Origin of the sequence: Streptomyces sp. NPDC126510, assembly GCF_040302345.1 — a bacterium.
Classification (GTDB): Bacteria; Actinomycetota; Actinomycetes; order Streptomycetales; family Streptomycetaceae; genus Streptomyces.
The window spans coordinates 1-14,592 of record NZ_JBEORR010000034.1; the positions used below are offsets into that span (position 1 = coordinate 1).

Annotated in this window: 12 protein-coding genes; 10 read left to right on the forward strand and 2 right to left on the reverse strand. The window is 69.8% G+C overall.

Annotated features, from left to right (window positions below; genetic code table 11):
- Window positions 1-179: 179 nt before the first annotated feature.
- From secD to relA, 4 genes are all read left to right on the forward strand, one after another.
- Complete coding sequence (secD, locus tag ABTX60_RS34775) at window positions 180-1,934, forward strand: protein translocase subunit SecD (RefSeq protein ID WP_352101017.1); 1,755 nt, start codon at window positions 180-182, stop codon at window positions 1,932-1,934.
- Between the two features lies 1 nt (window position 1,935).
- Complete coding sequence (secF, locus tag ABTX60_RS34780; protein WP_352101018.1) at window positions 1,936-3,051, forward strand: protein translocase subunit SecF; 1,116 nt, start codon at window positions 1,936-1,938, stop codon at window positions 3,049-3,051.
- Entirely contained in the window at window positions 3,048-3,587 is a 540-nt protein-coding gene (locus tag ABTX60_RS34785) for an adenine phosphoribosyltransferase (RefSeq protein ID WP_352101019.1), read from the forward strand. Before secF ends, ABTX60_RS34785 begins: the two co-directional genes overlap by 4 nt.
- A 204-nt stretch (window positions 3,588-3,791) precedes the next feature.
- A complete protein-coding gene (gene relA / locus ABTX60_RS34790) occupies window positions 3,792-6,311 on the forward strand; it encodes a GTP pyrophosphokinase (RefSeq protein ID WP_352101020.1) in 2,520 nt (839 codons plus the stop codon).
- Window positions 6,312-6,385: 74 nt separating this feature from the next.
- On the opposite strand, the gene ABTX60_RS34795 is transcribed toward relA, so the two are convergent.
- Window positions 6,386-7,615 (reverse strand): DUF349 domain-containing protein, encoded by a 1,230-nt coding sequence (locus ABTX60_RS34795; RefSeq protein WP_352101021.1) that lies wholly within the window; start codon window positions 7,613-7,615, stop codon window positions 6,386-6,388.
- Window positions 7,616-7,750: 135 nt separating this feature from the next.
- Window positions 7,751-8,596, reverse strand: a complete 846-nt coding sequence (locus ABTX60_RS34800; RefSeq protein ID WP_352101022.1) for a peptidylprolyl isomerase — start codon at window positions 8,594-8,596, stop codon at window positions 7,751-7,753.
- Window positions 8,597-8,763: 167 nt separating this feature from the next.
- On the opposite strand from ABTX60_RS34800, the gene ABTX60_RS34805 reads away from it, so the two are divergent.
- The 6 genes from ABTX60_RS34805 to ABTX60_RS34830 all read left to right on the forward strand — a co-directional run bounded on the left by ABTX60_RS34805 (window position 8,764) and on the right by ABTX60_RS34830 (window position 14,589).
- Window positions 8,764-9,471 (forward strand): MBL fold metallo-hydrolase, encoded by a 708-nt coding sequence (locus tag ABTX60_RS34805; protein ID WP_352101023.1) that lies wholly within the window; start codon window positions 8,764-8,766, stop codon window positions 9,469-9,471.
- 11 nt (window positions 9,472-9,482) lie between these two features.
- On the forward strand, window positions 9,483-10,745 hold the full coding sequence (hisS, locus tag ABTX60_RS34810) for a histidine--tRNA ligase (protein ID WP_352101024.1): 1,263 nt from the start codon (window positions 9,483-9,485) through the stop codon (window positions 10,743-10,745).
- 242 nt (window positions 10,746-10,987) lie between these two features.
- The gene (locus ABTX60_RS34815; protein ID WP_352101025.1) at window positions 10,988-11,644 is read left to right on the forward strand and encodes a vitamin K epoxide reductase family protein; all 657 of its coding nucleotides are present in this window, start codon (window positions 10,988-10,990) and stop codon (window positions 11,642-11,644) included.
- 57 nt (window positions 11,645-11,701) lie between these two features.
- Complete coding sequence (locus ABTX60_RS34820) at window positions 11,702-13,054, forward strand: replication-associated recombination protein A (protein ID WP_352101026.1); 1,353 nt, start codon at window positions 11,702-11,704, stop codon at window positions 13,052-13,054.
- Window positions 13,055-13,357: 303 nt separating this feature from the next.
- Window positions 13,358-13,972: a 30S ribosomal protein S4 gene (rpsD, locus tag ABTX60_RS34825; RefSeq protein ID WP_053668303.1), complete on the forward strand. Its 615-nt coding sequence runs from the start codon at window positions 13,358-13,360 to the stop codon at window positions 13,970-13,972.
- A 176-nt stretch (window positions 13,973-14,148) separates the two neighbouring features.
- The gene (locus ABTX60_RS34830) at window positions 14,149-14,589 is read left to right on the forward strand and encodes a DUF948 domain-containing protein (protein ID WP_352101027.1); all 441 of its coding nucleotides are present in this window, start codon (window positions 14,149-14,151) and stop codon (window positions 14,587-14,589) included.
- Window positions 14,590-14,592 lie beyond the last annotated feature (3 nt).

The window sequence follows — 14,592 nt, forward strand, 5'->3', positions numbered from 1 at the left end:
GGCGACGCCGTCCGCTCCCGCAGCTCCGTCACGCCGGCCGTCAACTGCGCCTCGTCGGCGGCGTACCGGCCGTCCTCGTCGGTCAGCGCGACGCCCAGCTCGCACGGCATCCCGACACCATGTCATGGCCACCCGTCCGCCGATCCGGAGCGAGGTGGCCCGAGAGGGAGTACGAGAAGGTGGCCACACCTAAAAAGGGCAGGAACGCGAGCGCCCAGAGCAAGCCGGGGCGCTCGCTGGCCCTGATCCTGATCGCCATCGTGGCGCTCACCGGTGGAATGTTCGCCTCGGGACACACCAAGCCACGCCTGGGCATCGACCTGGCCGGTGGCACGAGCATCACGCTCCGCGCGGTCCCCGAGGCCGGCAACGAGTCGGCGATCAACAAGACCAACATGGACACGGCCGTCTCCATCATGGAGCGCCGCGTCAACGGTCTGGGCGTCTCGGAGGCCGAGGTCCAGACGCAGGGCCGCGACAACATCGTCGTGAACATCCCCAAGGGGACCAACTCCGAGCAGGCCCGCAAGCAGGTCGGCACCACCGCCAAGCTCTACTTCCGCCCGGTCATCGCCACCGAGGTCTCCGGCGGCAAGGGCGCGGCCAGCCCATCCCCGAGCCCCTCCGGCAGCCCCTCGGGCCAGCCGTCCGGCAAGCCCGAGGCCACCGACAAGAACTCCGCCTCCCCGTCCGCCACGCCCACCACCCAGGGCCGGGCGGTCACCGACGGGCTGAAGGCCGACGCCACGCCGTCCGCGAGCGCCTCGGACAAGCCCGCGACCAGCCCCTCCCCGTCGGCGAGCGGCGGCAGCGCCCAGGCCGACGCGAACGCGCTGCAGGCGAAGTACGCCAAGCTCGACTGCACGGACGCCAAGACCCGCTCCAGCGTGGGCGACGGCGTCAAGGCCTCCCAGCCCACCCTGGCCTGCGGCAAGAACTCGGGGGGCCAGTGGCAGAAGTACATCCTCGGTCCCGCCGAGGTCGACGGCACGGACGTCGACAAGGCCCAGGCCGTCCTGAACACCCAGACCGGCGCCGGCTGGACCGTCACGATGGACTTCACGGACGCCGGTGCCAAGAAGTTCGGCGACATCACCGGCAAGCTGGCCCAGAACCAGCCGCCGCAGAACCAGTTCGCGATCGTCCTGGACGGCGACGTGGTCTCCGACCCGTCCGTCCGGCAGGCCCTGACGGGCGGCAACGCCGAGATCTCCGGCAACTTCAACCAGCAGTCCGCGCAGGAACTGTCCAACATGCTGAGTTACGGTGCGCTGCCGCTGACCTTCAAGGTCGACAGCATGACGACCGTGACCGCCGCGCTCGGCGGTGACCAGCTGCAGGCCGGTCTGATCGCCGGCGCGATCGGTCTCGCGCTGGTCGTCATCTACCTGCTGGCCTACTACCGCGGCCTGTCGTTCGTCGCGATCCTCTCGCTGCTGGTCTCCGCCGCCCTCACCTACACGCTCATGGCCCTGCTCGGCCCGGCCATCGGGTTCGCGCTGAACCTGCCGGCGGTGTGCGGTGCCATCGTCGCGATCGGCATCACGGCGGACTCGTTCATCGTGTACTTCGAACGCGTCCGTGACGAGATCCGCGAGGGCCGCACCCTGCGCCCCGCCGTCGAGCGGGCCTGGCCCCGCGCCCGGCGCACCATCCTGGTCTCCGACTTCGTGTCGTTCCTCGCCGCCGCGGTGCTCTTCATCGTCACCGTCGGCAAGGTGCGCGGCTTCGCCTTCACACTCGGCCTGACCACGCTGCTCGACGTGGTCGTGGTCTTCCTCTTCACCAAGCCGCTGCTGACCCTGCTGGCCCGTCGCGCCTTCTTCGCGAACGGCCACAAGTGGTCCGGCCTCGACCCGAAGAGCCTGGGTGCCCAGCCGCCACTGCGCCGCACCCGCCGTCCCTCCGCCCCCGTCGAGACGAAGGAGGCGTGAGATGTCGAAACTCGGCAACCTCGGCGCCCGGCTGCACCGTGGCGAGATCGGCTACGACTTCGTCAAGAACCGCAAGATCTGGTACGGCCTGTCGATCCTGATCACCATCACGGCCATCGTCGGCCTGGCGGTGCGCGGCTTGAACATGGGCATCGAGTTCCAGGGCGGTGCCGTCTTCACCACCCCGAAGAACGTCAGCGTCTCGGTGTCCCAGGCCGAGGAGTACGCGGAGACGGCCTCCGGTCACGACGCGATCGTCCAGAAGCTCGGTGACGGCAGCCTGCGGATCCAGGTCGCGGGCATCGAGACCGACAAGGCCAACCAGATCAAGGCCCAGCTGTCGGACGACCTCAAGGTCGACGCGGAGCAGATCAACGCCGAACTGGTCGGTCCCAGCTGGGGCGAGCAGATCGCCAACAAGGCCTGGCAGGGCCTCGGCATCTTCCTGTTCCTCGTGGTGATCTACCTGGCGATCGCGTTCGAGTGGCGCATGGCGCTCGCCGCGTTCGTCGCTCTGATCCACGACATCACCATCACGGTCGGCATCTACGCCCTCGTCGGCTTCGAGGTCACACCGGGCACGGTGATCGGTCTGCTGACCATCCTCGGTTACTCGCTCTACGACACGGTCGTGGTCTTCGACAGCCTCAAGGAGCAGACGAAGGACCTCACCAAGCAGACCCGCTGGACCTACAGCGACGTCGCCAACCGCTCGATCAACAGCACCCTGGTCCGCTCCATCAACACCACCGTGGTGGCGCTGCTGCCGGTCGCCGGCCTGCTGTTCATCGGTGGCGGTGTCCTCGGCGCCGGCATGCTGAACGACATCTCGCTGTCGCTGTTCGTCGGCCTCGCCGCCGGTGCCTACTCCTCGATCTTCATCGCCACGCCGCTCGTCGCCGACCTCAAGGAACGCGAGCCGCAGATGAAGGCCCTGAAGAAGCGCGTCCTGGCCAAGCGCGCCCAGGCCGCGGCCAAGGGCGAGACCGGGGTCCAGGGCGACGACGAGGTGTACGCCGACGAGCCCGAGGACGCCGCCCCCGCGGTGGTCGGGCCGCGCAACCAGCCCGCCTCCCGCAGCCGCGGCCGCGGCCGCCCCTCGGGGAAGCGCCGATGACCGAGATCAGGGAGCTGCTCCTCAGCCGCATCAGGGACGTGGCGGACTACCCGGAGCCGGGTGTGATGTTCAAGGACATCACCCCGCTCCTGGCGGACCCTGCGGCGTTCACCGCGCTCACCGACGCCCTCGCCGAGATCGCCGAGCGGACCGGGGCCACCAAGGTCGTCGGTCTGGAGGCCCGTGGCTTCATCCTCGGCGCCCCGGTCGCCGTCCGCGCCGGCCTCGGCTTCATCCCCGTACGCAAGGCGGGCAAGCTCCCCGGAGCCACCCTCGCCCAGGCCTACGACCTGGAGTACGGCTCGGCGGAGATCGAGGTGCACGCCGAGGACCTGAACCCCGGGGACCGGGTGCTCATCGTCGACGACGTCCTCGCCACCGGCGGCACCGCCGAGGCCTCGGTCGAGCTCATCCGCCGGGCCGGCGCCGAGGTCGCGGGTCTCGCCGTCCTCATGGAGCTCGGCTTCCTGAGCGGCCGCGCCCGCCTGGAGCCGGCGCTGAACGGTGCCCCGCTGGAGGCGCTGCTCACGGTCTAGCGGCCGCGCAGCCGTCCCGGTGGACACCGGCACGACACCGCAGAGGCGGGCCCGGAGGAATCCGGAGCCCGCCTCGTGCGTTACCTGCGTTTCTGGGGTAGACGGTCCTCACATCGGCCTGAAGGCGATCCCGGGGCCCGGGATCGCTACCATGGGGGGTCCGGAGCCTGACCGGGGGACCCGGATCGCGCACGAGGAGTCCTCTTGCCAGACGAGGCCCAGCATCTGACCGCCGCCAAGCCCGAGTCCGCCTCGGCAGCCGCGGCCAAGCCCGCGCCGAACGCGCCCCACGCGAAGAACGACACCCGCGGGCCGGTCGAGCACGCCCAGGCGGCGCCGGTCGACAAGCCCGCCGAGCAGGCGCGGCCCAAGCCCACCCCGCCCGCGGTCCGTCAGGCGGCCGGCCAGCAGGCCCGCTCCGGCTCCTCCAACCGCGTCCGGGCCCGTCTGGCCCGGCTCGGTGTGCAGCGCGCGAACCCGTACAACCCCGTGCTGGAGCCGCTGCTGCGGATAGTCCGCGGCAACGACCCGAAGATCGAGACGGCCACGCTCCGCCAGATCGAGCGCGCCTACCAGGTCGCCGAGCGCTGGCACCGCGGCCAGAAGCGCAAGAGCGGCGACCCGTACATCACGCACCCGCTCGCCGTCACGACCATCCTCGCCGAGCTGGGCATGGATCCGGCCACGCTGATGGCCGGCCTGCTGCACGACACGGTCGAGGACACCGAGTACGGCCTGGACGATCTGCGCCGCGACTTCGGCGACGTCGTCACGCTGCTCGTCGACGGCGTCACCAAGCTGGACAAGGTCAAGTTCGGCGAGGCCGCGCAGGCCGAGACCGTGCGCAAGATGGTCGTCGCCATGGCCAAGGACCCGCGCGTCCTGGTCATCAAGCTCGCCGACCGCCTGCACAACATGCGCACCATGCGCTACCTCAAGCGCGAGAAGCAGGAGAAGAAGGCGCGCGAGACCCTCGAGATCTACGCGCCGCTCGCCCACCGCCTGGGCATGAACACCATCAAGTGGGAGCTGGAGGACCTCGCCTTCGCGATCCTCTACCCCAAGATGTACGACGAGATCGTCCGGCTGGTGGCCGAGCGGGCGCCCAAGCGTGACGAGTACCTGGCCATCGTCACCGACGAGGTCCAGCAGGACCTGCGGGCGGCCCGCATCAAGGCGACCGTCACCGGCCGCCCGAAGCACTACTACAGCGTCTACCAGAAGATGATCGTCCGCGGCCGGGACTTCGCGGAGATCTACGACCTGGTGGGCATCCGCGTCCTCGTGGAGACCGTCCGCGACTGCTACGCGGCCCTCGGCACGGTGCACGCGCGATGGAACCCGGTCCCCGGCCGGTTCAAGGACTACATCGCGATGCCCAAGTTCAACATGTACCAGTCGCTGCACACGACGGTCATCGGCCCCGGCGGCAAGCCGGTCGAACTGCAGATCCGCACCTTCGACATGCACCGCCGCGCCGAGTACGGCATCGCCGCGCACTGGAAGTACAAGCAGGAGGCCGTCGCAGGGGCGTCCAAGGTGCGCTCCGACGCCCCCAAGTCGTCCGGCAAGAGCAAGGACGACCACCTCAACGACATGGCCTGGCTGCGGCAGCTGCTGGACTGGCAGAAGGAGACGGAGGACCCGGGCGAGTTCCTGGAGTCGCTGCGCTTCGACCTCTCCCGCAACGAGGTCTTCGTCTTCACCCCCAAGGGCGACGTCATAGCGCTCCCCGCCGGCGCGACCCCGGTGGACTTCGCGTACGCGGTGCACACCGAGGTCGGGCACCGCACGATAGGCGCCCGTGTCAACGGCCGCCTGGTACCGCTGGAGTCCACCCTCGACAACGGCGACCTGGTGGAGGTCTTCACCTCCAAGGCGGCCGGCGCAGGACCCTCCCGGGACTGGCTCGGCTTCGTCAAGTCACCGCGCGCCCGCAACAAGATCCGGGCCTGGTTCTCCAAGGAGCGCCGCGACGAGGCGATCGAGCAGGGCAAGGACGCCATCGTCCGCGCGATGCGCAAGCAGAACCTGCCGATCCAGCGCATCCTGACCGGCGACTCCCTGGTGACCCTCGCGCACGAGATGCGCTACGCCGACATCTCCGCCCTGTACGCGGCGATCGGCGAGGGCCATGTCTCCGCGCAGAACATCGTGCAGAAGCTGGTCCAGGCCCTCGGCGGCGAGGAGGCCGCCACCGAGGAGATCGACGAGTCGGTCCCGCCGGCCCGCGGCCGCAGCCGCAAGCGCCGCTCCAGCGCCGACCCGGGCGTCGTCGTCAAGGGCGTCGAGGACGTGTGGGTCAAGCTGGCCCGCTGCTGCACGCCCGTCCCGGGCGACCCCATCATCGGGTTCGTCACCCGCGGCAGCGGCGTATCGGTGCACCGCAGCGACTGCGTGAACGTCGACTCGCTGTCCCGCGAGCCCGAGCGCATCCTCGACGTCGAGTGGGCGCCCACCCAGTCCTCGGTCTTCCTGGTCGCCATCCAGGTCGAGGCCCTGGACCGCTCCCGGCTGCTCTCGGACGTCACCCGCGTCCTGTCCGACCAGCACGTCAACATCCTCTCCGCGGCCGTCCAGACCTCCCGCGACCGCGTCGCCACCTCCCGCTTCACCTTCGAGATGGGCGACCCCAAGCACCTCGGCCACGTGCTGAAGGCGGTCAGGGGAGTGGAGGGCGTCTACGACGTGTACCGGGTGACGTCGGCGCGCAGCAGGGCGTAACAGCCCACAGCGGCCACACGAAAGGGGGGCTTTTCGTACGACGTGTACGGAAAGCCCCCCTTGGCGTCGGCTGCTCAGCCTCCGAACTCCTGGAGGCCCTTCTGCGCCTGGTCCAGCAGCGCCTGCCGGCCGTCCAGCTCACGCTGGAGCTTGTCGGCCTTGGCGTTGTTGCCCTGCGCGCGAGCCTGGTCGATCTGGCCCCGCAGCTTCTCCACGGCGGCCTGCAGCTGACCGGTCAGACCCGCGGCACGTGCGCGTGCCTCCGGGTTCGTCCGGCGCCACTCGGCCTCCTCGGCCTCCTGGATGGCCCGCTCGACGGCGTGCATACGGCCCTCTACCTTGGGCCGGGCGTCGCGCGGCACATGGCCGATGGCCTCCCAGCGCTCGTTCACGTTCCGGAAAGCGGCCCGGGCCGCCTTCAGGTCCGAGACCGGCAGGAGCTTCTCGGCCTCCTCGGCCAGCTCCTCCTTCAGCTTCAGGTTCTCCGTCTGCTCGGCGTCCCGCTCGGCGAAGACCGAGCTGCGGGCCGCGAAGAAGACGTCCTGGGCGCCGCGGAAGCGGTTCCACAGGTCGTCCTCGTGCTCGCGCTGAGCGCGGCCCGCGGCCTTCCACTCGGACATCAGTTCGCGGTAGCGGGCCGCCGTCACGCCCCAGTCGGTCGAGTTCGACAGCGCCTCGGCCTCGGAGACCAGCCGCTCCTTGGTCTTGCGGGCCTCCTCGCGCTGCGCGTCCAACTGCGCGAAGTGCTGCTTGCGCCGCTTGGAGAACGCCGAGCGCGCGTGCGAGAACCGGTGCCACAGCTCGTCGTCGGACTTGCGGTCCAGGCGCGGCAGACCCTTCCAGGTGTCCACCAGAGCCCGCAGCCGCTCACCGGCCGCCCGCCACTGCTCGGACTGAGACAGCTCCTCCGCCTCGGCGACCAGCGCCTCCTTGGCATGGCGGGCCTCGTCGGACTGCTTCGCCCGCTGCGCCTTGCGCTCCTCGCGGCGCGCCTCGACCAGCTCCACGAGCTTGTCGAGCCGGACCCGCAGGGCGTCCAGGTCGCCCACCACGTGGTGCGCGTCGACCTGCTCGCGGATGTGGTCGATGGCTGCCTGGGCGTCCTTCGCCGACAGGTCGGTGGTCTTCACTCGCTTCTCGAGGAGGCCGATCTCGACAACCAGGCCCTCGTACTTGCGCTCGAAATAGGCCAGCGCCTCCTCGGGGGAGCCCGCCTGCCAGGAACCAACGACCTGCTCGCCGTCGGCCGTACGCACGTACACGGTCCCCGTCTCGTCGACGCGGCCCCACGGGTCGCTGCTCACAGCGCCTCCTCCACATGATGCCTGCGGGGGGCCTCAGCTCCCCCGGGCATCGTCCACAGTTTCGTCACGGCCAACATAGGCGACCGGCGGGGGGCCTGTCCGCATCCCGCGCGACCGAAATTTCGCAGTTGGGGGTCAGGATTTGGTGATCGTGGCCTTGTTGATCACGACCGTCGCGTTGGGCGCCGTATTGCCCGTCTGGGGGTCGGGAGCCTGCGCTCCGGCGTCCGCGATCTTCTTCAGGACCTTCATGCCCGCCTCGGACACCGTACCGAACGGTGTGTAGTAGGGAGGCAGCTGACTGTCCTGGTAGACGAGGAAGAACTGGCTGCCACCACTGTTGCGGCCCTGCTTCGTCTGGGCGTTGTACTGGTTCGCCATCGCGACCGTGCCGGCCGGGTACACCCCGCCCTTGAGGCTCTTGTCCTTGAGGTTCTCGTCGGGGATGGTGTAGCCCGGTCCGCCCATGCCGGTGCCCTGCGGGTCGCCGCACTGCAGGACGTAGATGCCCTGATTCGTGAGCCGGTGGCACTTGGTGTGGTCCAGGTAGCCCTTGCCGAGCAGGAAGTTGAACGAGTTGACGGTGTGCGGGGCCGCCGACGCCTTCAGCGCGACGTCTATCTCACCGCAGGTGGTGTCCAGCTTCATCGTGTACTTCGCCGACTCGTCGATGGTCGTCGCCGGTTCCTTCTTCCAGGTCTCCGACTTGACCTTGCCCGGGGCAGGCTTCTCGCACGGGTCCGGGGCCTTGCTGGGGGAGGCGCTCGGGGTGGCCTCGGCGCTCGCGTTCTCCTTCTTGCCGTCGTCCTCGAACGGCTTGGTCAGGAAGACCGTCACCGAGAGCACCACGATCACGCCGAGAACCGAGGCGATCACGGAGTTGCGGATACGGGCCTTGCGTCGCGAGTCCGTGCGTCGCTGCTGCTGCCGCAAGAACTTCTCCCGGGCGAGCTGACGCCGCCGCTGTTCCTGGCTGACCACCGGGTTCTCTCCTCATGGGTCTCGAACGTCGACCGGTACGCCTGCGTCCTGTGTGCCGAGCGCGTGCGTGTGCCCCGTACCGTATATGGGTTCGCTGAGGAATCGGCAGCGCCGGTAGGCTCTGTGAGCAGCCGTAGCCGCCCGTATCGACACAACGAAGGACGATCGTGCTCATTGCCGGGTTCCCCGCCGGGGCCTGGGGGACGAACTGCTACCTCGTCGCCCCCGCCGCCGGTGAGGAGTGCGTGATCATCGACCCCGGCCATCAGGCCGCCGACGGCGTCGAGGAAGCGATCAGGAAGCATCGCCTCAAGCCCGTCGCCGTCGTCCTCACCCACGGCCACATCGACCACGTGGCGTCGGTCGTCCCGGTGTGCGGCGCGCACGACGTGCCGGCCTGGATCCACCCCGACGACCGGTACATGATGAGCGACCCGGAGAAGGGGATCGGCCGTTCCATCGGGATGCCGCTGCTGGGCGAGCTGACCGTGGGGGAGCCGGACGACGTCAAGGAGCTGACCGACGGGACGAAGCTGGAGCTGGCGGGCCTGGAGCTGTCCGTCGCGCACGCGCCGGGCCATACCAAGGGGTCGGTGACCTTCGGCATGCCCGAGGCGGCGGACATCCCGCCGATCCTGTTCTCGGGCGACCTGCTGTTCGCCGGCTCCATCGGACGTACCGACCTGCCCGGCGGCGACATGGCCGAGATGCTCGACTCGCTGGCCCGCGTGTGCCTGCCGCTCGACGACTCGACCGTGGTGCTGTCCGGCCACGGCCCCCAGACGACCATCGGCCAGGAGCGCTCCACCAACCCGTATCTGCGGCAGGTGGCCGCCGGCCAGGGAGCTCAGCCGGCTCCCCGACGAGGAATGTGACGAGACCTTCCGTGAGCACCTTCAAGGCCCCCAAGGGCACGTACGACCTGATCCCGCCGGACAGCGCGAAGTACCTCGCCGTCCGTGAGGCGATCGCCGCTCCGCTGCGCAACTCCGGCTACGGCTACATCGAGACGCCGGGCTTCGAGAACGTCGAACTCTTCGCGCGCGGGGTCGGTGAGTCCACCGACATCGTGACCAAGGAGATGTACGCCTTCGAGACCAAGGGCGGCGACCGGCTCGCCCTGCGCCCCGAAGGCACGGCCTCCGTCCTGCGCGCCGCGCTGGAGGCCAACCTGCACAAGGCCGGCAACCTCCCGGTCAAGCTCTGGTACTCGGGCTCGTACTACCGCTACGAGCGCCCCCAGAAGGGCCGCTACCGCCACTTCTCCCAGGTCGGTGCCGAGGCGATCGGCGCGGAGGACCCGGCGCTGGACGCCGAGCTGATCATCCTGGCCGACCAGGCCTACCGCTCGCTGGGCCTGAGCGACTTCCGGATCCTGCTCAACAGCCTGGGCGACCAGGAGTGCCGCCCGGTGTACCGGGCGGCACTGCAGGAGTTCCTCCGGGGGCTGGACCTGGACGAGGACACCCTGCGCCGCGCGGAGATCAACCCGCTGCGCGTCCTGGACGACAAGCGTGAGTCGGTCCAGAAGCAGCTGGGGGACGCGCCGCTGCTGCGCGACTACCTGTGCGACGCGTGCAAGGCGTACCACGAGGAGGTTCGTAACCTGATCACGGCGGCGGGCGTCTCCTTCGAGGACGACCCGAAGCTGGTCCGCGGCCTGGACTACTACACCCGCACCACCTTCGAGTTCGTCCACGACGGCCTCGGTTCGCAGTCCGCGGTGGGCGGCGGCGGCCGCTACGACGGCCTCTCCGAGATGATCGGCGGCCCCGCGCTGCCGTCCGTCGGCTGGGCCCTCGGCGTCGACCGCACGGTCCTTGCCCTGGAGGCGGAGGGCGTCGAGCTCGAACTGCCCGCGACCACCAGCGTGTTCGCCGTCCCGCTCGGCGAGGAGGCCCGCCGGATCCTGTTCGCCAAGGTGACCGAGCTGCGCAAGAACGGCATCGCGGCCGACTTCTCCTACGGCGGCAAGGGCCTCAAGGGCGCGATGAAGAACGCCAACCGCAGCGGCGCCCGCTACACGGTCGTCGCCGGCGAACGCGACCTCGCCGAGGGCGTCGTCCAGCTCAAGGACATGGAGTCCGGCGAGCAGACGGCGGTGGGCGTGAACGAGATCGTGGCCGAGCTGGAGGCCCGGCTCGGCTGAGACACGGTGGAGGAAGGCGCCGGGTACGGCGCCTTCCTCACTCCTCCAGGAGCGCAGCGCCCCCACGTCCGCGGCGCGTTCGTACCCCTGTGCTGTCATGCGACGAGCGTCGGCCGGAACACAACCCTCGGGGACGACCGGGCCGACATCCTTATGTCCACTGAACGGTGGAGACGGGCACCCGTGCGGCACAATGGGCCCTGCCCGAAGATGTTCAGGTCTCAAGTGACGGAATCGGCGTGATGAGCAAGACGACAGTGAAGGACGTCTCCGTGGAGCCCGAGCCGCAGCGCGCCGGGATCGCGCCCCGCGTGGAGGGCGGCAGCCGGGCCCTCGCCCTGCTGCTGGTGATCACCGGTGCCGCCGGACTGCTCGCCGCCTGGGTCATCACGATCGACAAGTTCAAGATCCTCGAGGCCAAGGTCGAGGGCAAGACCTTCACGCCCGGCTGCAGCCTCAACCCCGTGGTCTCCTGCGGCAGCGTCATGGAGAGCAAGCAGGCCGCTGTCTTCGGCTTCCCGAACCCGATGCTCGGTCTCGTCTGCTACGGGATCGTCATCGGCGTCGGCATGGCGCTGCTCGCCCGCGCCCGCTTCCCGCGCTGGTACTGGCTCACCTTCAACGCGGGCTGCCTCTTCGGCGTGAGCTTCTGCGCCTGGCTGATGTTCCAGTCCCTGTACCGGATCAACGCCCTGTGCCTGTGGTGCAGCCTGGCCTGGGTCGCCACGATCCTGATGTTCTGGTACGTCACGTCGTTCAACATCCGCAAGGGCTTCCTGCCCGCCCCGAACTGGCTCAAGAACTTCTTCGGCGAGTTCACGTGGGTCCTGCCGGTGCTGCACATCGGCATCATCGGCATGCTGATCCTGACCCGCTGGTGGGACTTCTGGCTCAGCTGATCCGGGCCGGCCCGGGCCCCGGGCCGACTGTCAGTGCGGTGAATTAGGGTTTCTGGCGTGGAGCCCGACCTGTTCACCGCCGCAGCCGAAGAACGCCAGGAGAAGGAGCCGTCCAGCAGCCCCCTGGCGGTGCGGATGCGCCCGCGCACCCTCGACGAGGTCGTGGGCCAGCAGCATCTGCTGAAGCCGGGCTCACCGTTGCGCAGACTGGTCGGGGAAGCCTCCGGCCCGGCCGGGCCCTCCTCGGTGCTCCTGTGGGGCCCGCCCGGCACCGGCAAGACCACCCTGGCCTACGTCGTCTCCAAGGCGACCGACGCCCGCTTCGTGGAGCTGTCCGCGATCACCGCGGGCGTCAAGGAGGTCCGCGCGGTCATCGACGGTGCCCGCCGCGCCTCGGGCGGCTACGGCAAGGAGACCGTCCTCTTCCTCGACGAGATCCACCGTTTCAGCAAGGCCCAGCAGGACTCCCTGCTCCCGGCCGTCGAGAACCGCTGGGTGACGCTCATCGCGGCGACGACGGAGAACCCGTACTTCTCGGTGATCTCGCCCCTGCTGTCCCGCTCCCTGCTGCTCACCCTCGAACCGCTCACGGACGAGGACGTCAGGAGCCTCATCCGCCGCGCCCTCACCGACGAGCGCGGCCTCAAGGACGCCGTCACCCTCCCCCAGGAGACCGAGGACCACCTCCTGCGGATCGCCGGCGGTGACGCCCGCCGCGCCCTGACCGCCCTGGAGGCGGCCGCCGGTGCCGCCCTCGACAAGGGGGAGGCGGAGATCGGTCTGACCACCCTGGAGGAGACGGTCGACCGGGCCGCCGTGAAGTACGACCGCGACGGTGACCAGCACTACGACGTGGCCAGCGCCCTGATCAAGTCCATCCGCGGCTCCGACGTCGACGCGGCCCTGCACTACCTGGCCCGCATGATCGAGGCCGGCGAGGACCCCCGCTTCATCGCCCGCCGCCTGATGATCTCCGCCAGCGAGGACATCGGCCTGGCCGACCCGACCGCCCTGCAGACGGCGGTGGCCGCCGCCCAGGCCGTCGCCATGATCGGCTTCCCCGAGGCCGCCCTCACCCTCAGCCACGCCACCATCGCCCTCGCCCTGGCGCCCAAGTCCAACGCCGCGACCACCGCGATCGGGGCCGCCCTGGAGGACGTCCGCAAGGGCCACGCCGGACCCGTGCCCGCGCACCTGCGCGACAGCCACTACAAGGGCGCGACCAAGCTCGGCCACGGCCAGGGCTACGTCTACCCGCACGACCTGCCCGAGGGCATCGCGGCCCAGCAGTACGCCCCGGACGAGCTGAAGAACCGCGAGTACTACGAGCCGACCCGGCACGGCGCGGAGGCCCGGTACGCGGACGCGGTGGAGTGGACCCGGAAGAACCTCGGTCGAAAGCGGTCCTGAGCACCCTGTAAACTCGTCCGGAGTGCCGCGTCCCGTGCAGTCAGAACGGGACAGTCGGCCGGAGCCCCGATCCCCCGGGATCGGCTCCAGGAGCGTCGCGCACCGTCGAACGGTGTCGCGGGCAGCCCACCACCCCCCGTCCTGGGACGGGACCGGCCGGTGGGCCACTCGCGTGCTGCACGTATGTGCCCAGACCGGGGAGCGGCTGCCCACCCGGGCCCGACAGGGTCCAGGCGGGTTTCCCCGGCTGCGGATGCGACCTCCCACAACACTGACAAGCCGATACAACGAAAGCGAAAAACAGTGGCGAACCAGTCCCGCCCCAAGGTCAAGAAGTCGCGTGCCCTCGGCATCGCGCTGACCCCGAAGGCCGTCAAGTACTTCGAGGCCCGCCCCTACCCGCCGGGTGAGCACGGCCGCGGCCGCAAGCAGAACTCGGACTACAAGGTCCGTCTGCTCGAGAAGCAGCGTCTGCGCGCGCAGTACGACGTGTCCGAGCGTCAGCTCGTCCGCGCCTACGACCGTGCCTCCAAGGTCCAGGGCAAGACGGGTGAGGCCCTGATCATCGAGCTGGAGCGTCGTCTCGACGCCCTGGTCCTGCGTTCGGGCATCGCCCGCACGATCTACCAGGCCCGCCAGATGGTCGTCCACGGCCACATCGCGGTCAACGGCAAGAAGGTCGACAAGCCCTCCTTCCGTGTCCGTCCGGACGACGTCGTGCAGGTCCGCGAGCGCTCCAAGGAGAAGACCCTCTTCACGATCGCTCGTGAGGGTGGCTTCGCCCCCGACGGTGAGACGCCGCGCTACCTCCAGGTGAACCTCAAGGCCCTGGCGTTCCGCCTGGACCGTGAGCCGAACCGCAAGGAGATCCCGGTGATCTGCGACGAGCAGCTCGTCGTCGAGTACTACGCCCGCTGATCCTCGGCAGGCGCGCGGTACCTCAGCCCGCCGTCTCCCCACCTGTCCGGGTGGGCGAGGCGGCGGGCTTTCGCGATTCCCCTGCTGCCGCGCGGGAAACCGGTACGGAGCGCATCCTCCGGCGCGATAGGCTCGTCGCACGACTTTTTGATGTTCAGGCACGTTTCAGGGAGCGGGTGCACACAGTGTCCGGTGGAGAGGTTGCCGGAGTCCTGGTGGCCGTCTTCTGGGCGATCCTGGTCTCCTTCCTCGCCGTCGCGCTGGCGAGGGTGGCCCAGACGCTCAAGGCGACCACCAAGCTCGTGGCGGACGTGACCGACCAGGCCGTCCCGCTGCTGGCCGACGCCTCCGCGGCGGTGCGCTCCGCACAGACCCAGATCGACCGGGTCGACTCGATCGCCTCCGACGTCCAGGAGGTCACGTCGAACGCCTCGGCGCTCTCGACCACCGTCGCCTCCACCTTCGGCGGCCCCCTGGTCAAGGTCGCGGCCTTCGGCTACGGCGTACGCCGGGCCCTCGGCGGCGGCAAGGAGGACGTGCCCGCCAAGGCGTCCAGGCGTACCGTGATCGTGGGCCGCACGGTCACCCGGCGCAGCGCCCGAGGGAAGAGGGACTGAGAG

Coding starts and splice junctions, on each gene's coding strand:
- secF (WP_352101018.1), top strand. CDS start 1,936: ATGTCGAAACTCGGCAACCTCGGCGCCCGGCTGCACCGTGGCGAGATC.
- ABTX60_RS34785 (WP_352101019.1), top strand. CDS start 3,048: ATGACCGAGATCAGGGAGCTGCTCCTCAGCCGCATCAGGGACGTGGCG.
- ABTX60_RS34815 (WP_352101025.1), top strand. CDS start 10,988: ATGAGCAAGACGACAGTGAAGGACGTCTCCGTGGAGCCCGAGCCGCAG.